Source organism: uncultured Salinicola sp., from assembly GCF_937921195.1.
Lineage (GTDB): Bacteria > Pseudomonadota > Gammaproteobacteria > Pseudomonadales > Halomonadaceae > Salinicola.
On the sequence record NZ_CALFQK010000184.1, the window covers coordinates 1 to 18,700 of the forward strand.

At 65.7% G+C, this 18,700-nt stretch carries 15 protein-coding genes, 2 tRNA genes and 1 pseudogene; 8 read left to right on the plus strand and 10 right to left on the minus strand.

The features are described 5' to 3' along the window. The first annotated feature begins 120 nt into the window (after positions 1-120). Positions 121-197 (plus strand) — tRNA-Arg (locus Q0602_RS21955). 45 nt (positions 198-242) lie between these two features. Beyond that, positions 243-319: transfer RNA gene (locus Q0602_RS21960), tRNA-Arg, on the plus strand. 58 nt (positions 320-377) lie between these two features. On the opposite strand, the gene Q0602_RS21965 is transcribed toward Q0602_RS21960, so the two are convergent. The 7 genes from Q0602_RS21965 to Q0602_RS21995 all read right to left on the minus strand — a co-directional run bounded on the left by Q0602_RS21965 (position 378) and on the right by Q0602_RS21995 (position 7,551). After that, complete coding sequence (locus Q0602_RS21965) at positions 378-1,388, minus strand: tRNA-dihydrouridine synthase (RefSeq protein ID WP_298848054.1); 1,011 nt, start codon at positions 1,386-1,388, stop codon at positions 378-380. 170 nt (positions 1,389-1,558) lie between these two features. Then, entirely contained in the window at positions 1,559-3,064 is a 1,506-nt protein-coding gene (locus tag Q0602_RS21970; protein WP_298848032.1) for a tripartite tricarboxylate transporter permease, read from the minus strand. Between the two features lie 82 nt (positions 3,065-3,146). After that, complete coding sequence (locus Q0602_RS21975) at positions 3,147-3,680, minus strand: tripartite tricarboxylate transporter TctB family protein (protein ID WP_298848034.1); 534 nt, start codon at positions 3,678-3,680, stop codon at positions 3,147-3,149. Continuing rightward, positions 3,677-4,690: a tripartite tricarboxylate transporter substrate binding protein gene (locus Q0602_RS21980; protein ID WP_298848037.1), complete on the minus strand. Its 1,014-nt coding sequence runs from the start codon at positions 4,688-4,690 to the stop codon at positions 3,677-3,679. Before Q0602_RS21980 ends, Q0602_RS21975 begins: the two co-directional genes overlap by 4 nt. A gap of 120 nt (positions 4,691-4,810) precedes the next feature. Beyond that, the gene (locus Q0602_RS21985; RefSeq protein ID WP_295035270.1) at positions 4,811-5,341 is read right to left on the minus strand and encodes a chromate transporter; all 531 of its coding nucleotides are present in this window, start codon (positions 5,339-5,341) and stop codon (positions 4,811-4,813) included. Beyond that, positions 5,338-5,916, minus strand: coding sequence for a chromate transporter (locus tag Q0602_RS21990; RefSeq protein ID WP_295035272.1), 579 nt, complete (start codon positions 5,914-5,916; stop codon positions 5,338-5,340). The genes Q0602_RS21985 and Q0602_RS21990 overlap by 4 nt, the downstream gene beginning before the upstream one ends. Positions 5,917-5,919: 3 nt before the next feature. Further along, complete coding sequence (locus Q0602_RS21995; protein ID WP_298848040.1) at positions 5,920-7,551, minus strand: gamma-glutamyltransferase family protein; 1,632 nt, start codon at positions 7,549-7,551, stop codon at positions 5,920-5,922. 200 nt (positions 7,552-7,751) lie between these two features. Between Q0602_RS21995 and Q0602_RS22000 the strand changes: the two genes are divergently transcribed. After that, positions 7,752-8,438: a GntR family transcriptional regulator gene (locus Q0602_RS22000; RefSeq protein WP_298848042.1), complete on the plus strand. Its 687-nt coding sequence runs from the start codon at positions 7,752-7,754 to the stop codon at positions 8,436-8,438. A 35-nt stretch (positions 8,439-8,473) separates the two neighbouring features. On the opposite strand, the gene Q0602_RS22005 is transcribed toward Q0602_RS22000, so the two are convergent. Together Q0602_RS22005 and Q0602_RS22010 are read right to left on the minus strand one after the other, a co-directional pair. Beyond that, positions 8,474-9,085, minus strand: a complete 612-nt coding sequence (locus Q0602_RS22005) for a YigZ family protein (protein ID WP_298848044.1) — start codon at positions 9,083-9,085, stop codon at positions 8,474-8,476. Continuing rightward, positions 9,085-9,558 (minus strand): LexA family transcriptional regulator, encoded by a 474-nt coding sequence (locus Q0602_RS22010; protein WP_295035278.1) that lies wholly within the window; start codon positions 9,556-9,558, stop codon positions 9,085-9,087. The genes Q0602_RS22005 and Q0602_RS22010 overlap by 1 nt, the downstream gene beginning before the upstream one ends. A gap of 169 nt (positions 9,559-9,727) precedes the next feature. Between Q0602_RS22010 and ccsA the strand changes: the two are divergent. The 5 genes and pseudogenes from ccsA to Q0602_RS22035 form a co-directional block, all read left to right on the plus strand. Then, positions 9,728-10,072 (plus strand): annotated as a pseudogene (ccsA, locus tag Q0602_RS22015) (cytochrome c biogenesis protein CcsA); the annotation flags it as partial. 244 nt (positions 10,073-10,316) lie between these two features. Continuing rightward, complete coding sequence (gene smc / locus Q0602_RS22020; RefSeq protein ID WP_298848047.1) at positions 10,317-13,820, plus strand: chromosome segregation protein SMC; 3,504 nt, start codon at positions 10,317-10,319, stop codon at positions 13,818-13,820. A gap of 209 nt (positions 13,821-14,029) precedes the next feature. Next, positions 14,030-15,295 (plus strand): cell division protein ZipA, encoded by a 1,266-nt coding sequence (gene zipA, locus Q0602_RS22025; RefSeq protein WP_295035282.1) that lies wholly within the window; start codon positions 14,030-14,032, stop codon positions 15,293-15,295. A gap of 156 nt (positions 15,296-15,451) precedes the next feature. Next, the gene (gene ligA, locus Q0602_RS22030; RefSeq protein ID WP_298848049.1) at positions 15,452-17,488 is read left to right on the plus strand and encodes an NAD-dependent DNA ligase LigA; all 2,037 of its coding nucleotides are present in this window, start codon (positions 15,452-15,454) and stop codon (positions 17,486-17,488) included. After that, positions 17,485-17,754 (plus strand): YheU family protein, encoded by a 270-nt coding sequence (locus Q0602_RS22035; RefSeq protein ID WP_298848051.1) that lies wholly within the window; start codon positions 17,485-17,487, stop codon positions 17,752-17,754. Before ligA ends, Q0602_RS22035 begins: the two co-directional genes overlap by 4 nt. 87 nt (positions 17,755-17,841) lie before the next feature. Here the strand turns inward: Q0602_RS22035 and Q0602_RS22040 are convergent, their stop codons facing one another. Further along, on the minus strand, positions 17,842-18,645 hold the full coding sequence (locus Q0602_RS22040; RefSeq protein WP_298848053.1) for an ABC transporter permease: 804 nt from the start codon (positions 18,643-18,645) through the stop codon (positions 17,842-17,844). Between the last annotated feature and the right edge of the window lie 55 nt (positions 18,646-18,700).

An 18,700-nucleotide genomic window follows, 5' to 3' on the forward strand; every position in this document is an offset into this window, starting at 1 on the left:
CTCCCCTGCTAAGGGAGTATAGGGTTTATAGCCCTATCGAGGGTTCGAATCCCTCCCTCTCCGCCATTTTCGCAAGCGCGAAGAACACGATCGGCACTGTGTGAAAGAGACGTGGATCAAGCGCCCGTAGCTCAGCTGGATAGAGTACCTGACTACGAATCAGGGGGTCGGAGGTTCGAATCCTCCCGGGCGCGCCATTCACCAAGCACTGCGCTATGCCAGTGTCATTTCACAAGATTCAAGCGCCCGTAGCTCAGCTGGATAGAGTACCTGACTACGAATCAGGGGGTCGGAGGTTCGAATCCTCCCGGGCGCGCCATACCATCGAAAACCCCCGTGCCTCTGGCGCGGGGGTTTTCGTTTGTAGGGCCGTCGCTCTAGGTCGCCATCGTCGCAGAGGCGCGAGCCGACGGACCTGAGTGGGCCGAGTCCGACTTCGACCCGAGGTCGCTCAATCCGGCAACAAAGGGCGCCAGCGTGGTTTCCCGTCGCAATGCCACGAAGCGCGTGGCTGCCTCGGGGTCTCGACCCCGCATGATGTTGAGCCACTGTTTCAGCAGTGACACGATGACCTTCTCCGGCATTCCTGCGCCGCGTTTGGCTTCGGCATAGCGGATCAGCAGGGCGCTGCGAGCCGACCACGGCGTCGGCGCCAGTCGTTCGCCGTCGGTTTCCAGCCAGTGGCGGATGCGCCGCGCCAGCCAGGGGTCTGCCAGCATGCCGCGGCCCAGCATGACGTCACGGCAGCCTGACAGCGTGCGCGCCTTCCAGTAGTCCTCGAGCGACCAGATATCCCCGTTGGCCACCACCGGCACGCCGACTTCTGCGCGGATCCGGGCGATCCATTCCCAGTGGGCGGGCGGTCGATAGCCCTCGCGCCGGGTACGGGCGTGAACTACCAGCTCCCCGGCACCGCCGGCCTCGGCCGCATGCGCGCAGGTCAGCGCCAACTGCTTGTCGTCGAAGCCGAGCCGCAGCTTGGCGTTGACCGAAACACCATGCCGTTGGCCCACCTCGGCCACCGCGTCGACCACGGCGTACACGCGCTCCGGCGTTCTCAGCAGCGAGGCGCCACCGTCATGGCGGTTGACGGTCTTGGCCGGGCAGCCGAAGTTGAGATCGAGACGCGTGGCGCCCTGGGTGATCGCCTGCTCGGCGTTGGCCGCCAGGGCCTGCGGGTCGGAGCCCAGCAGTTGCAGCGTGACCGGGGTGGCGGAAGGTGTGATCGGCCCGGCGGCGCCCGCCGTCGCCAGCTCGGGGCAGTGGCGCAGGAATACCCGCGGCGGCAATCTGGCGTCGACGACACGCACGAACTCGGTGACGCACCAGTCAAGCGCGCCATCCTCGCTCAGCAGGGCGCGAGTGTCGGCATCGATGACGCCCTCCATGGGCGCCAGACCGATGCGCCCGCGTGGGGAGGCGTTGGTGGGTACGGAAAAGTGGTGTCGTGCCATGCGGCCTCCAAGGATCTGGCGGGCGCTAAACTAGCACAATCGTGGCGGTATGCCATGCCCCGGTGAGGGCCCCGGCGGAGGGGGCGAAACGGCCGCGTGCGGGCTCAGGTCCGGGCAATCTTCCGCTGCTGGAGGAGGCGCCGAACGGTAAATACCACGGAGAGTACGGCCAGGATCAGCAGCCCGGCCGAAATCGGTCGGGTGAAGAACAGCGTCCAGTCTTCGTCGGCCATCAGTGCGCGACGCAGGTTGGTCTCGGCAATCGGCCCGAGGATGACGCCCAGTACCAGCGGCGCCAGCGGATAGTCGAGCTTCGCCAGCAGATAACCGACCAGGCCAACGCCGATCAGCAGGTAGAGGTCGGTGATGCGATTGTTGAGCGCCAGGGCGCCAACGGCGCAGCAGACCAGTACCACCGGCACGATGATCGACTTGGGGATCTCGGTGATCCGCAGGAACCAGCGCATGCTGATCAGGCAGAACGCCAGCACCATGCCGGCGGCCAGGAACATCGCCAGGAACATGCCATAGACCAGATCCGCACTGTCCATGATCAGGCGGGGGCCGACACTGACGCCCTGTACCATCAACGCCGCCATCAGCACGGCATCGACGGCGCTGCCGGGAATGCCCAGCGCAATCATTGGTATCAGCCCGCCGCCGGCGGTGGCGGAATTGCCGGACTCCGAGGCGACCACGCCGTCGGCGATGCCGGTGCCGAAACGTTCCGGGGTCTTCGAGGCGCGCTTGGCCTGGTCGTAGGCGATCAGGTTGGCGATGCTGCCGCCGGCGCCGGGTACCGCGCCGATGACCACACCCAGCATCGACGAGCGCAGCAGGTTGCCCGGCCGGCTCAGCACCTCGCGCATCACGGCCAGCGGCCGGAAATGCAGCTTGCCGCTGACCAGCGACTCCCCGCGCTGGAGTGCCGTCGGGTTCTCGACCTCGCTGGCGAGCTGGCTGACCGCGAAGATGCCGATCAGTACCACCAGGAACGGAATGCCGGCCGCCAGTACGTCGACACCGAAGGTGAAGCGCGGCACGCCCATCATCGGATCCTGACCCACCGTGGCGACGAACAGCCCCAGCAGACTCATCATCAACCCCTTGAGGATCGACTTGCCGACCAGGCTCGCCACTACCGTCACGGCGAACAGGATCAGCGAGAAGTACTCCCAGGGGCCGAGCTTGACGGCGATCATCGCCAGTGGCGGCGCGGCGACGATCAGCACCACGGCACTGATCAGCGCGCCGAAGAACGAGGCCCAGATCCCCAGCGCCAGCGCCCGGCCGGGCTCGCCCTTGCGCGCCATGGGGTAGGCGTCGAACGTCGTCGCCACCGCGGAGGGCGTACCGGGAATGCCCAGCAGGGCGGCGCTGATCAGCCCGCCCGAGCCGCCGCCGACATAGACCGCGAGCATCGTGGCGACGCCTTGCAGCGGCGGCATGGTGAAGGTGACCGGCAGGGTCAGCACGATCGCCATGGTGATCGTGAAGCCAGGTATGGCGGCGGCCACGACACCTGCCATGACGCCAATCATCATGCTGACGAGCGTCGCCAGCGAAAACAGTTGTTCGACGCTGGAGAGCAGCGCATCGATCATCGTCATGGAGAACTCTCTTGGCCCATTGGAGTTGTTGGCATGGGGCTGTCGATCTTTACGGAGTGGGTCTTCGGGCTACCGTTTACCGCTACCACAGGCGGCCCGGGGGGAGCGAAATCAGGAACACGTGGCTGAACAGCGCATAGAGCCCGAGGCCGAAGACCGCCGCAACCAGGCACGCGATCAGCAGCCGGCGACCGCGGCGTGCACCCAGGATGATCTGGACGGCCAGCAGGAACAGCAGGGACGCCAGCGCGAAGCCGATCCACGGCATGAGTAGCGCATAGACGCAGAAGGCTGTCAGCGTGGCGAAGGCCAGGCGCCGCTGTGCGAACCAGCGGCCAGCTCCCTCGCTCGTCGCCTGGTCGGTCTGGCGCAGGGCCATCGCCGACTGGAACACGATCGCCAGGTTGAAGATGATCAACGCGCCCAGAATCAGCCGGGGGAACGATCCGGCACCCAGCGGTTCCCACATCGACGACGGCAGATCGCCGGCCTGCACGAACAGGCCGACGAAGAGCGCCGCCAGCACGGCATTGAAGATGACGTTGGCGAGCGCCTTGCCACGCTCGCTGTTGGCCTCCCGCCCGGGGCGGGAGGCCGTATCGGTTGCGTCGTTCATCGTGCCAACTTGCCCGAGAGGCGCTTGATGGTTGCGTCGACGTCAGCCAGGTAGTCGGCGTAAGCCTGCGGCCCCATGAACTCGACCTCGGCACCGGCCTTGTTGACCCGAGAGATGAACTCCGGATTCCGGGACAGGGTTTCGAACCCCTTGGCCAATGTTTCCACCTTGGCCGGGTCGATCCCCTTGGGCGCGACGATGCCGCGATTGATGCTCAGCTTGAGGTCGTCGTAACCGAGCTCCTTGAAGGTGGGTACGTCGGGCGTCTGCTCGAGACGCTCCTTGCTGCCCACGGCGAGAAACCGCAGGTCGCCATTCTTGACGAACTCCAGGCTCGAGGAGATATCGCCGATCGAGGCATCGATATGGCCACCCACCAGCGAACGAATGCGCGCGCCGGTCCCCTCGAAACCCACATAGCGGAACTGGGCCCCGATGGCGTCCTCGATCATTGCCGCATGGACATGGGGAATGCCGCCGAGGGTGGCACCGACTCGAATCTCGCCGGGGTGGGCCTTGGCGTACTCGGCGAACTCCTCGAAGGTCTTCCAGTCGCTGTCGGCGTTGACCACCAGATATTGCGGCGACGAGGCCAGCGAGGCGATCGGCTGGAAATCGTCCCAGTCGAGCGTCGTCAGGCCGGTGGCGTTGGCGGCCATCAGGCCCTCGTGAATCTGGCCCACGGTGTAACCGTCGGGGTCTTTCTGGGCGAGCTCCTTGAGGCCGATGGTGCCGCTGACGCCGGGCATGTTGATCACCGGCATCGGCTGTCCGAAGGTCTCCTGGGCCGCGTTGGAGATGATGCGCATCAAGGCGTCGCTGCCACCACCCGGCGACCAGGGCACGATGAATTCGATGGCGTGGTCGGGGTAGTCGTCGGCGTATACGGCCTGGCTGGCCGCCAGGCCGCCGGCGGCCAGACCCAGGGTCAGGGAGGCGATCGCGCCGCTGGATGAAAGCGCTCGGCCCAGTCTGCCCCGGGCCATCTGGTGAAGTCCGTCGTAGAACATGTGTTGTCCTTGTTGGTCTGTTGGTTTTGACGTCGTGTCTGTTGCTCTTGTAGTTCTGGATCCTTGCCTCTCTCAGGGGTGTTGCCATTGCCTCGCCAAGCGGTGGTCGGTTCCCGCCGCTCAGCCGAGTAGAAATCCGCCATAGACCAGCCCGACGACGACGGCCCATACCGGGTGGAGCTTGAGTCGCCACAGCATGACGACGGCGATCGCGGCGATGATGGCGGTGTGGATCCAGCCGGCATCATGGACGCCCTCGCCGAGAAACGACCAGGTGAGATAGCCCATCAGCACCATGATCACCGGCCTGACCCACTGGCTCATCGACTTGACCTTGATCGAATCTCGATAGCGATACAGTGTTCCCAGCGCTACCAGCATCAGGATCAGCGAGGGGGCGACCGTGGCGAAGGTCGCCACCAGGCTGCCGCCGATCCCGGCGACGTCGTAGCCGATATAGCCGGCCATCTTGGTGGCGATCGGGCTGGGCAGGGTGTTGCCCAGTGCCAGGGTCTCGGCGAACTGCTGGGAACTCATCCAGCCGTAGCGGCCGACGACTTCGTTCTCGACCAGGGGAATGATCGCCGGTCCCCCGCCGTAGCCGACGATGTTGGGGATGAAGAACGCCAGGAACAGATCCCAGTAGATCATGGCTTGGCCTCCCCGCTGCGCTCGCGCCGCCGCTCCGGTCGCAGCAGCGCGGCGACGAGGATCGCGCCGATCACCAGGCCCGGGTGGATGCCGAGTCCGTAGATCAGGCCGCCGGCGACCACGCCCATGATCAGGGTCGCGATCCAGCCAAGCACCACGCGGGACTTGTGGAAGAAGTCCCATGTCAGCTGGGCCATCATCACCATCACCACCGGCACGACGCCCTCGCTCATGCCCTGGATCCAGCGCTGGTCGCGATAGCGGGTGAACAGCCCCAGGAGCACCATCATCGCCACGATGCACGGCACGATGACGGCGACGACGGCATTGATACAGCCCAGTACCCCGCCGACCCGATAGCCGATGGTGCCGGCCATCTTGGTGGCGATGGGGCCGGGCAGCGTATTGCCGATGGCCAGCACGTCGCCGAACTCCTCATCGTTCATCCACTGATAGCGCGTGACCGCTTCGGCGCGAACCAGCGGTATCATCGAGGGGCCGCCGCCGAAGCCGAGCAGACCGATACGCAGAAAGGCCATGAACAGGCGACGCTGAGTCGTCAAGGATGAGGGCATGGCTCAGAGCACCGCGATGCTGGAGTCGGTGCGCGGTTCGGTGCCTCCGCAGTAGATGCCGCTGACGGGATCGCGGAGGATGACCTGGCCGCGACCGTAGGCGGTGGTATCCACGGCAACCGTCATCCGGTGACCGCGCTCGGACATCGCGCGGATCAGGTGCATCGGATAGCCGGGCTCGATGCCGATCCGGCGTCCGCCCATCCACTGCCAGCGCGGCGCGTCCAGCGCCGCCTGCGGGTTGAGACCGAAATCGACCAGGTTCATCACCACCTGCATGTGCCCCTGGGGCTGCATGAAGCCCCCCATCACGCCAAACGGACCGAGCCCGGTGTCGCCCCGGGTCAGGAAGCCGGGAATGATGGTGTGGAAGGTTCGCTTGCCGGGCGCCAGCACGTTGACGTGATCGGCATCCAGGCTGAAGCCGTGGCCACGATTCTGCAGCGAGATACCGGTATCCGGCACTACCACGCCGGAACCGAAGCCGTGATAGTTGCTCTGGATGTAGGAGACCATGTTGCCGTCGTCGTCGGCGGTGGCCAGGTAGACCGTGCCGCCGGCCTGCGGCTGGCCGGGTTCGGGGTCGATGGCCCGTTCGCCGATCAGCCGGCGACGGGTGTCGGCGTACTCGTCGCTCAGTAGCGAGGCGACGCTGGTGCGCATGTGCTCGGCCTGGGTGATGTGATGATGACCGTCGGTGTAGGCGAGTTTCATCGCCTCCAACTGGCGATGCAGCAGTTGCGGGTCGTCGCGCACCGTGGCATCGAACCCTTCCATCATCCGCAGCGCCATCAGCGCGACCATGCCCTGGCCGTTGGGCGGGATCTCCCAGACATCGAAGCCGCGATAGTTGACCGAGATCGGGTCGACCCACTCCGGCGCATAGTCGGCCAGGTCGTCGGCGCGCAGATAGCCGCCCGTCGCCCGGGAGAAGGCATCGATCTTCTGCGCCAGTTCGCCGCGGTAGAAGCTCTCGCAGCGGCTCTCCGCCAGCGCTTCCAGGGTTCTAGCCTGGGCCTCGTTACGATGGAGTTCGCCCGGGCGGGGCGCGTGTCCGTTGGGCGCGAAGGCCTCCAGCCATGGGGCGATGGCGGGATCGTCCGCCTTGGCGCGAAACTCGATCTCTGCACGCTGCCAGAGTTGGCTGATGACCGGGGAGACGGGAAAGCCTTCCCGGGCGATACGGATTGCCGGTGCCAGCAGGGTGGCGAAATCCAGTCTGCCGTGCTGTCTCGACAGTTCCGCCCAGGCGGCGGGGATGCCGGGGACCGTTACCGGCGTCCAGCCGTGCAGGGGCATCTCGCCATGGCCTGCCGCCTCGACCGCCTCGGGCGTCAGCCGCTGGGGAGCATGCCCGCTGGCATTGAGGCCATGGAGCTTGCCGCCTCCGTCGCGGCCCTCGGCCAGCCACACCAGCGCAAAGGCGTCGCCGCCGATGCCGTTGCCACTGGGCTCGACCACGGTCAACACGGCTGCCGTCGCGATGGCGGCGTCGATCGCGTTGCCGCCCTGGGCGAGAATGTCCCGCCCGGCCTGACTGGCCTGGGGTTGCGAGGCCGCCACCATGCCGCGGCTGGCATAGGTGGCGCTGCGGCGGGAAGGGAAGGGGTTGTTGTGGTCGAACGCGAGGGACATGGCGATACCCTGATTATTGTAAAGCGGTGCGTTGGATGCCGAAGGTCTTACGGGAAAATGGATTTTGATCGGTTATGATATGAAAAATCGATTTTTTACTATGGCGTCGTATTATCGTGCAGGTCAAGCCCCGGGTTGGCGAAAGGCACGGGGTCGATGCGATAGTGCGTTTCCGCCACCGAATCAGAAGGTCACTCTTTATGGGAGCTGAAGTCGCCACCGCCAACATGACGGCGAGCCAGCTGTACGCAGCGCTGAAGCGCGATTTGATCGATGGCCGTTTCGCCGCGGGGCAGAAGCTGGCGATCACCGCGCTCAGGCAGCGTTACGGGGTGGGTTTGAGCCCGCTGCGCGAGGCACTGAATCGCCTGGCGGCCTATGGCCTGCTGGAGCAGGAGAATCAGCGTGGCTTTCGGGTCCCCGCACTGAAGCGTGCCGAACTCGACGACATCGCCGATCTGCGACGACGACTCGAGGGATTGGCGCTGACGCAGGCGCTCCAGGCGGGCGGCGACGAATGGGAAGCCGGCCTGCTGGCGGCGTTCCACCGCCTCAAGCGAGCCGACGGGACCCCGGGGCAGCTGGAACACTGGGAGCAGATGCACCTCCAGTTCCACCGCCACCTGCTCGAACCCTGCGGTTCGGCGTGGCTGCTGCGCTTCATCGAGCAGTTGCACGACCAGTTCGACCGCTATCGCCGTATGGCGCCGGCCAACGACACGATCCGGGAGCGGCTCAACGTCCAGCACGGGCAACTGGTGGAGCTGGCCATGGCTCGCGACGTCCCGGCGGCTCGGGCGCTACTCGAGGAGCATATCCGCCTCTCTCACGAGGTGGCGCGAGGGGCCTGCCAGGAGGATCGAACGAGGGTGGAAGAGAGAGGCTAGACGAGGGATCGCCGGACCAGCGCCGCCTGTCTCGGTCAAAGACGCACCAGCGCGCCCTTGAGGCGCTGCTCCAGTGCCGTCAGCGAGAGACTGTCATCGGCCGGCCACGCCAGCCTCAGGCGCGCCCCCTGGCTATCGTAATCGGCGGCGGCGACGGGAACGTCGTGCTCGGCCAGCCAGCGGCGGGCTTCCGCCTCGTTGCTGAAATCGACCTGGATCGCCACCGCGCGGCGTTCGGTGAAAGGGCGCCTGGGCAGCGCGTCGAGGGCCTTGAGAACGGCCTGGGTGTAGGCGCGAACCAGGCCGCCGGTGCCCAGCTTGGTGCCGCCGAAGTAGCGCGTCACCACTGCTCCGGCCTGGCCCAGGCCGCTACCCTCCAGCGCCTGGAACATGGGTCGTCCGGCAGTACCGCCCGGCTCGCCGTCGTCGGAGAAGCCGATCGCGACCTGTTCGCCGGGCGCGCCGGCGATGAACGCGGAGCAGTGATGACTGGCATCCGGATAGGCAAGGCGTGCCTCGTGCAGCAGCGCCTCGAAGGCGGCGTTGTCGGGGGCGTGGCAGAGCCAGCAGATGAACCGGCTCCTTTCGATCTCGAGGGTTTCGACGTGTCTCTCTCCGGCGGGGAGATCGGGAACGGGGTAGCGCATCACGCCGCCTGGGGGGGATTGCGCATCACGCCCATGACCAGTCCCAGCACCTGCACGTCCTCGTTCTTCAGATAGATCGGCGGCATGCTGTCGTTGGCGGGCTGAAGGCGAACGCCCGACTTCTCGATGAACAGCTTCTTCAGCGTCACTTCGTGGTTGTTGATCAACACCACGGCGGTCTCGCCGTTCTCCGCCGACTCGTAGCGCTCGATGATGATGACGTCGCCATCGAAGATGTTGCTGTCGATCATCGAGTCGCCGCGGACGCGCAGCGCATAGGTGTTGCGACGCACCAGCTTGGCTGGAACGTGGACGGTGGCGTTGTCGAGGCAGGCTTCCATCGGCAGCCCGGCGGCGACCTGGCCGAGCAGCGGTATCTCGACCAGATCGGTCGCGTCGATGGGTTCCCAGTTGCCGTCGATCAGCGGCAGGTTCGGCTGGCGCTGGAGGTAGCTCGGTGCGGCGTTTGTCATCGTCTTCTCCCGAGGTGGTGTCGCCATCATAGCAAGGCAAGCGGTATCGGCAAGCCGATAAAAATCGGTGGACTCGCCGTGTCATGATGTCGTCGGCCGAGTGTGGCGAGCTCTCGGACTGCCGCTCTATGTCCCGGTATTGATCTTCGGTGCCGGTGCGGTCAAGGCGGTGATCGAGGGAGGTGTCGCGGGTCCGGCGCTGGCGGTGTCGCCGCCCGATTACCAGATGGGGGATAGCTATCGCATCCTCTATGTACACGTCCCCTCGGCGATTCTGGCCCAGAGCGTGTTCATTGCCATGGCCCTGTCCTCCGCGGTGTTTCTGGTCTGGAAGATCAAGGTCGCCGACATGGCCGCGAGCGTGATGGCACCGTTCGGCGCGGCGATGACCTTTCTCGGCCTGTTCAGCGGCTCGCTGTGGGGCGTGCCGACCTGGGGGACCTGGGACGCGCGGCTGACCTCGATGCTGATCCAGCTGTTCCTCTACATCGGCGTGATCGCGCTGCGCGGCGCCATGGCCGGTTATCAGGATGCCCGCTCCGGCCAGGCACTGCGCAAGGTGATCGCCGTCGCCCAGCAGCGGCTGGCCGCGACACGAGAGACAACGGGGTCGGCCTCGACGCCGAGGTAGCCGATTCGGGCACGTTGGCGCTGGATATCGATCACGCGGTGCCTTAGGCTCTGCCGAAACCCGTGGCGGGTTGCCATCATCGGCGACCTGCCGCCGCCCACTCGGTTTTCGGAGCTCTCTTCCCTGCATGCGCCTCAAGTCCATCAAGCTGGCTGGCTTCAAGTCGTTCGTCGATCCGGTCACCGTGCCGTTCGACAGCAACATGACCGCCATCGTCGGACCCAACGGCTGCGGCAAATCCAACGTCATCGATGCCGTGCGCTGGGTGATGGGCGAATCCTCCGCCAAGACCCTGCGCGGCGAATCGATGACCGATGTCATCTTCAATGGCTCCACCGGCCGTTCCCCCATCGGTCAGGCCTCCATCGAACTGATCTTCGACAATCGCGATGGCGAACTCGGCGGCGCCTACGCCGGATACAACGAGATCGCGGTCAAGCGCCTGGTGACCCGCGAGGCGCAGTCCAGCTACTTCCTCAATGGCCAGAAATGCCGCCGCCGCGATATCGCCGACATCTTCCTCGGCACCGGCCTCGGGCCGCGCTCCTACGCGATCATCGGCCAGGGCATGATCTCCCGGCTCGTCGAAGCCCGCCCGGAAGAGCTGCGCAACACGCTGGAAGAGGCGGCGGGCATCTCGAAGTACAAGGAGCGCCGGCGGGAGACCGAAAACCGCCTGCGACGCACCCAGGAAAATCTCGAACGGCTCGACGACATTCGCGAGGAGCTCGACAAGCAGCTCGAGCGGCTCAAGCGTCAGGCCGAAGCTGCCAGGCGCTATCGCACGCTGAAAGCCGAAGAGCATCGCCTGCGCGGCGAGCTGGCGGTGCTGCGCGAACGCGCCCTGCGTAGCCAGCAGCGCGAGGAGGAAGCCCGCGTTCGCGACTGCGAGATCCAGGTCGAGCGCGAGATTCTCGGGCAGCGCCAGTGCGAGACGCGGCTGGCGGAGGGCCGGGAGACCCACGACGCCGTGGCCGCCGAGCTGGAGTCGCACCAGGCCGCGTTCTACCAGACCGGCGCCGACATCGCCCGGCTGGAGCAGTCTCTCGAGCACGCCCGGCAGCGGCAGCAGCAGCTCTCCGGTGACCTGGAGAGTGCGCAGCGGGAGCGGGACGCCATGGCGCAACTGATCGAACAGGACGAGGAGCGTCGCGGCGAGTGGGATACCCGACTCGAAACGCTGCTCCCTGAGATCGAGATGGCCGATGAGGCGTTGCTGACGCTGGAGGCGCAGCTCGAGGAGGCCGAGGCTTCGGCACAGGAGTGTCAGCAGCGGTGGGAGGCGTTCAGCGAGCAGGATCGCGACGCCCGTCACCGGGCCGAGCGCGAACAGGAGACGATTCAGCGACTCGAACGTCAGCTCGAGGAGCTGACCCGCGAGCTGGAGCGCCGCCGACAGCAGCGATCGGAGCTGCCGGACATCGGCGATCTCGACGAGGAGAAAGCCTCGCTGCAGGAAGCCCTCGCCGTACTGGACGAGCGGCAGCAGACGCTGGAGATTCGCCGCGAGGAGCGCCAGCGGTCCCGCGAGCGTGCCCGCGAAGGCCAGGCCGCAGCGCAGGCGGCCAGGGATGGAGAGCGCGAGCGCCAGCATCGCTGCCAGGGCGAAGTGGCGTCGCTCGAGGCGCTGATCGAGGCGGCACTCAACGATGACGACGCCAGCCTGGCCGAACACCTCGCCGATCATCCGCTGGGCAGTGCGCCACGCGTTGCCGAGAGCCTGGAAGTCACGTCCGGTTGGGAGCGTACCGTCGCCTGGGTGCTCGGGCCCTGGCTGAAGGCGCGCCTGGCCGAGCCGGAACTGGCCCGCGAGCGGATGGCCTCGTTGACGAGCGGGGAGCTGCCGGTGGTGTCGCTCCAGGCCGCGGAGAGCGCGCCTGCCGAATCGCTGGGAGCCCGGGTCAAGGGTGCCGGCGCGCTGTCGACGCTGCTGGCGGCGATTCACTGCGCCGACGACGCGACGGCCGCGTGGCAGATGGCGGCCGATCTTCCCGCGGGTCACAGCGTGATCACCCGGGACGGTCTGTGGCTGGGGCGCGGCTGGGCGCGGCGGCTCGGTCGTGACGACGCCAACGCGGATAGCGTGTTGCTGCAGCGGCAACGCCGCGACGCGCTGGTCGAAGAGCTCGCCGCGCTCGACGCCACGCTGGTCGAGCGGGATTCGCAGATCGTCCATTGGCAGTCCGAGATCGATAGCTGCGAGGCGGCGCTGGAGGCGCTGCGCCACGAAGAGCGGGAACTCGCCGGTCAGCGTCAATCCCGGTCGACCCGGCTGGCAGCGCTCGAAAGCCGGCTCGAGCATGTCGCTTCACGGCTGCGGGAGTTCGAAGCCGAGCAGGCACAGAGCCAGGGCCGCCACGCGACACAGCGGCTGGAGCTCGAAGCCGCGCGGGAGCGTTGGCAGCAGGCGCTCGACCGGGTCGAAGCCAACGGCGCCGAGCGCGAAACGCTGCAGACGGCCCGCGAGCAGAGCCAGGCGCGTCTGGGGGAGCTTCGTCAGCAACAGCAGCAGACGCGTCAGACCCAGCAGCAGCTGGTGCTCGAACGCCAGCGCCTCGAGGCGCAGCGCGGCGAGCTTCAGCAGCAGATCGAGCGCAGCCGCGGTCAGCTTGCCCGCCTCGACGAACGCTGCGAGTTGCTGCGCGAGCAGCGGGAGACGCTCCATGAACCCGGCGAGGATCAGCGTGAACGCCTGGAGCGGTTGCTCGAAACGCGATCCCAGCAGGAGTCCACCCTCGACCGCTGCCGGGAGCGGGCCAACCAGATTGGCGAGACGCTACGCCAGACCGAGATCGATCGTCAGCAGCACGAGCGCAATCTCGAAGGGCTCCGCCAGCGGCTGCAGGAAGCGCGGATGCAGGTCCAGGCCCTGACGCTCAAGGCGGATGCCCAGCGCGAGACGCTGGCGGAGCAGCAGCAGGATGAGCGGGAGCTGCAGGAAAACCTCGATCCCAATGCCACGGAATCGGCCTGGCAGACCCGCCTGGAAGAGACCGGCGAGCGCATCCGGCGCCTCGGCGCCATCAACCTGGCGGCGATCGAGGAGTACGAGCAGCAGGCCGAGCGGCGCGACTATCTCGAGGCCCAGCACGCCGAGTTGAGCGAGGCGATCGAGACGCTGGAGCGTGCGATCAAACGCATCGACCAGGAGACGAGGGCCCGTTTCAAGCAGACTTTCGAGGAAGTGAATCGTGGCCTGATGGCACTTTTTCCCAGAGTCTTCGGTGGCGGGGCCGCATGGTTGACCCTCACGGGGGAGGATTTGCTGGAGACGGGCGTGGCGATCATGGCGCGCCCACCGGGCAAGAAAAACAGCACCATTCATCTGCTGTCCGGGGGAGAAAAAGCGCTGACGGCGCTGTCGTTGGTATTCGCCATCTTCCAGCTCAATCCAGCGCCTTTTTGCATGCTCGACGAGGTGGACGCGCCCCTCGACGATGCGAACGTGGGGCGCTACGCCAAACTGGTCAAGGAAATGTCCGAGAGCGTACAGTTCATCTTCATCACCCATAACAAAATCGCGATGGAGGCTGCCGAGAGATTGATGGGTGTCACGATGCAGGAGCCCGGCGTTTCGCGTCTGGTATCCGTGGGTGTGGATGAGGCAGCGTCGATGGCGGAGGCGTCCTGACGTTGGCAAAAATAGCCAAACCGGCTAACGACGTAATAGGATGTTCGACATCGGATGGAATTGAAGGGTGATTGCTGATGGGCAAAACTTTGCTTGACAAAGAAAAAAAGTAGCCCATTTTTGACAAATCACGCTATGCTAGTGCCGACATGCCGAATGCATGTTGTCCTCTTCCAGCATAGTGGCACCGCGAACAGGCAAGACGACCCATGGAACTAAGAGAGTGGCTGATCATCCTGGGGCTGGTTTTGGTGGCGACCATCGTGATCGATGGCTTCCGTCGCCTGCAGCGCCAACGTCGAGTTCCACGCCTAGATCGGGCGATTGGAGACAATGGAGTCGACGATGGATCCGAAGTGGATCCGGAACAGGCGGCCCGCGAGGCCGAGGTCAACTGGGAATTGCCCAATGGAGGGGCACGTGTCCTGCGTCCTGCGACGTTCGAACGCAGCGGCAATGGGTCGGAGCCGATCAGGCCCGCCGAGCCCAAGCGCCAGGAGCGGATTCCGGAAGAGAAGCTGCAGAGCAGCATACTCGACCGCGGCCCTCGTTCCTCGTTCGCCGACATGCAGCACAACGTGACGAACAATGTGAAGAGTGCCGTTCGTGCCGGTGCCAAGCGTGTCAGCGAGTCGGCCCAGCGCCTGAGCCACAGACGCGAGGACGCCAAGCGCGAGGCCGAAGAGAGTCGCGCAAGAGCGTCGGAGCGGCATGAAGAGCCCCATCTTGGCACTCGGGAAGTCGCCGATGCCGAGGCGCCCGGTCGTCTGCAGATCACGACGCTGGTACCGCCTGACGAGGGTCATGTTGCCGATGCCGGTGCTCGGATGGCTGATCAGCAGGAGGTGACCCAGCAGCAGGATCGCTCTCGGACGGCGTCGCGTGCCGAATCCGAATTGGCCTCCCGCTCCTCGGCACCGATGGAAGAGACCGAAGATGCGCCACGCAGCGATGTGGTGACTCAGCATCCCGCCGTCGAACGTGCCAAGCGCCACCATGTGAGTGCGGCTCGGGCCCGGGAGACCCTGGCGCATTCCGAAGAGATCATCGTCATCAGCGTGCTGGCGAGAACGGAAGCCGGCTTCGACGGTACCACGCTGCTCAACCTGATGCTGGCCTGTGGCTTGCGCTTCAGCGAGATGGGGATTTTCCATCGCTACGAGACCGAGTCCGACGACAGTGAGCTGCAGTTCTCGATGGTCAACGTGCTGAAGCCGGGGGTGTTCGATCTCGACAAGATGCACGAGATCGTGACGCCGGGCGTCACCTTCCTGATGCCATTGCCGGGGGCCAATGATACCGCGGCGGCCTTCGAGGCGATGCTGGAAACCGCCATGGTGCTGGTGCGCAACCTGGGCGGTGAGCTGAAGGATGAGAATCACAGTGTGATGACCGCCCAGACCATCGAATTCGCGCGCCAGCGCGTGCAGGAGTTCGAGCGTCGCCATCGGCTGCATCGCTATCAGGCCAATTGAGTTGGCAACGGCCTGAGCCTAGCTGGACGTGACGACGGGGCCCTTCGGGGCCCCGTCGCCGTTTCTGGCCTTTGGATACCCTTGGCGCTGCGGCAGCCACGGCGCGCTTCCGCTACAATGCGTGTCACTTTTTGAGCAGCGATCGAACCGAGCGCCATGAGCCAGATTCCCCCAGCGGTCCGCGAACGGGCCAGTGCCCTGCGCCAGCAGTTGGATGATGCCAACTATCATTACTACGTCGAAGACCAGCCGCAGATCACCGACGCCGAGTACGACAAGCTGCTGCGAGAGCTGCAGTCGCTGGAGGCCGATCATCCCGAGCTGGTGACGCCGGATTCCCCGACCCAGCGCGTCGGTGCAGCGCCGGCCGATCGCTTTCGGGAAATCACCCATGCGGTGCCGATGCTGTCGCTCGATAACGCCTTCAACGAGGAGGAGCTAAGAGCCTTCGTCAAGCGCGCGGCCGACAAGCTTGAGGACGACGCCGAAACGCTCGCGTTCTGCTGCGAGCCCAAGCTCGACGGCCTGGCCGTTTCGCTGGTCTACGAGAACGGGCGACTGGTTCAGGGGGCGACTCGCGGCGACGGACGTACCGGCGAGGATGTCACGCTCAATCTACGCACGATTCACTCTATACCGCTCAAGCTGCGCGGCACATCGGTACCGTCGCTGATCGAAGTGCGTGGCGAAGTCTACATGCGTCACTCCGGCTTCGAGGCGATGAACGAGCGGGCGCGCGAAAGGGGCGACAAGGTCTTCGCCAACCCGCGTAACGCAGCCGCCGGCAGCCTGCGCCAACTGGACTCATCGATCGCGGCCCAGCGTCCGCTGGAATTCTGCGCCTACCAGGTGGCTCGGCTGGAGGGCGACGACGACGCCCGATCCCATTCCGATTACCTGAAGTGCCTGCGTGAACTGGGATTCCGGACCAGCCCGCTGCTCGACGTGGTCAAAGGCGCCAGCGGGGTGGTCGAATTCTGCGAATCGCTGGGCAGGCGGCGAGAGGGGCTCGACTACGATATCGACGGAGCGGTGCTCAAGATCGACAGCCTTCGCGCTCAGCGCGAGTTGGGGTTCGTCTCGCGTGCGCCACGCTGGGCCATTGCCTTCAAGTATCCGGCGCAGGAGCAGACCACGACGCTCAACGACGTCGCCTTTCAGGTCGGCCGGGTCGGTACTCTGACGCCGGTTGCCAAGCTGCAGCCGGTACAGGTCGCCGGCGTCACCGTCTCCAACGCCACCCTGCACAACATGGACGAGGTCGAACGTCTCGGCGTGCGCATCGGCGATACGGTGATCGTGCGCCGTGCCGGCGACGTGATCCCGCAGATCGTGGGCGTGGTCGAATCGCAGCGCCCGAACGACACCCGGGCCATCGAGATGCCCGCCGAATGTCCGGTCTGCGGCTCGCAGATCGAACGGTTCGAGGGCGAAGTCGCCGCCCGCTGTTCCGGCGGGCTGTTCTGCCCCGCACAGCGCAAGGAGGCGTTGAAACACTTTGCCAGCCGCCGCGCGCTGGATATCGATGGCCTGGGCGAGAAGCTGATCGACCTGCTGGTCGAGCGCGAATGGGTCAAGACACCGGCCGATCTGTTCCGGCTCCGGGCCGAGCGGCTGGCGGAGCTGCCGCGGCTGGCGGAGAAATCCGCCAACAACCTGGTCGCCTCGCTCGAGGCTTCCAAGCGGACGACCCTGGCCCGTTTCGTCTACGCCATCGGAATCCGTGAAGTGGGCGAGGCGACCGCGGCAAGTCTGGCGCGCCATTTCGGCTCGCTGCAGGCGCTGCGTGACGCTTCGCTGGAGGCCTTGAAGGCGGTCGACGACGTCGGACCGGTGGTCGCCCACCACATCCACACTTTCTTCCAGCAGCCCCATAACCAGGAGACGCTGGACGATCTGCTGGCGGTCGGCGTTACCTGGGAAGAGGTCGAGATGGCCGAGCGACCGCAGCCCCTGGCCGGCCAGACCTGGGTGCTCACCGGTAGCCTCGAGAGCATGACACGGGACGAGGGTAAGGAGCGCCTGCAGGCGCTCGGCGCCAAGGTCGCCGGCAGCGTCTCCAAGAAGACCGCTACCGTCGTCGCCGGCCCCGGCGCCGGCAGCAAGCTGACCAAGGCCGAGGAACTGGATGTCGAAGTGATCGACGAGGCGACATTCATCGAACGGCTGGAAAAGTGGGAGGCAGGGGCATGAGCGGACGCTTTATCGAAATCCCGCATCGCATGCTGCCGGCGGAGACGCTGGATGCACTGCTGGAAACGTTCGTCACGCGGCAGGGCTACGACACCACCGATGTGGCGACGGACATGCACGACTGGGTGCGTGATCTCAAAGGACAACTGGAACGAAGCGAGCTGCTGATCGTGCACGACCTGCAGACCGAGAGTACCGAGGTGATGACCCTGGCCCAGTGGCGCGGCTTCGGCCGTGAACTCGCCGACGACGAGGAAGAAGGCTGAGCCTCCGTCGAGAAGCGTCCGGTACTCATCGAAACGGCGCCCCCGTTCAATAACGGAGGCGCCGTTTTCCTTGCCGCGGTCATGTCGTCAGGTGAAGAACAGCGGTACCACGATGCTGGAGATCAGCAGGATCAGTGCACCGCCGAGGCGCGAGGAGATCTGCGCGAACGGCATCAGCTGCATACGCTTGGCGGCGGAGAGCACCGCGACGTCGCCGGTTCCGCCCATGTTGGCCATGCACAGGCCAGCGGTGATGGCGGACTCGATGGGGTAGAAGCCGACCAGCTTGCCGACCAGGCCCGCGCCGAAGGCGGCGCCCGCGACGACGGCAAAGACGATGACCGGCCACGAGATTCCGAGGATCCCGCCGTAGTAGACCGGACGGTAGAGTTCGCGCATCGCATAGTCGAGCGAGAGCGTTCCGCCATCGGCGAGCCAGGTCACGAGGCTGCGGTAGATGCCCATGGTACCGAGCGTGACGATGAAAGCCTCGATCCCGGCCCGGGTCACGAGAAGGCCGTTGATCGCCCCCGCGACAAGGCCCGCGGCCAGAGCAACCAAGACGCCGATCAGGATCACACCGAGGTTTTCGCCCATTCCGGGGATCAGAAGGTTCATGCAAAGGATCATGAGCCCTGCGATGAAAGCCGCCATCGAGCCGACCGAGAGGTCGAGCCCCCCGGCGGTGATGACGAAGGTCATGCCCACCGCGATGATCCCGATGAAGGCCGACCGCGCCAGCACGTTGGTAATGTTCGCGTAGCTGAGGAAGTTCGGGTTCAGAAGGATGCCGATCAGGACCAGCGCGAGAAGCGCGAGGATCGGTCCCAGAACGGTCAGGTCTATCTTGAAACCGCGTGCCGCGGCGCCGTTGGTGCTTGCGGTGCTCATGCCGCGTCCTCCCTGTGTCCTCCAAGACCCGTGGCGAGCCGGATGACGTTGTCCT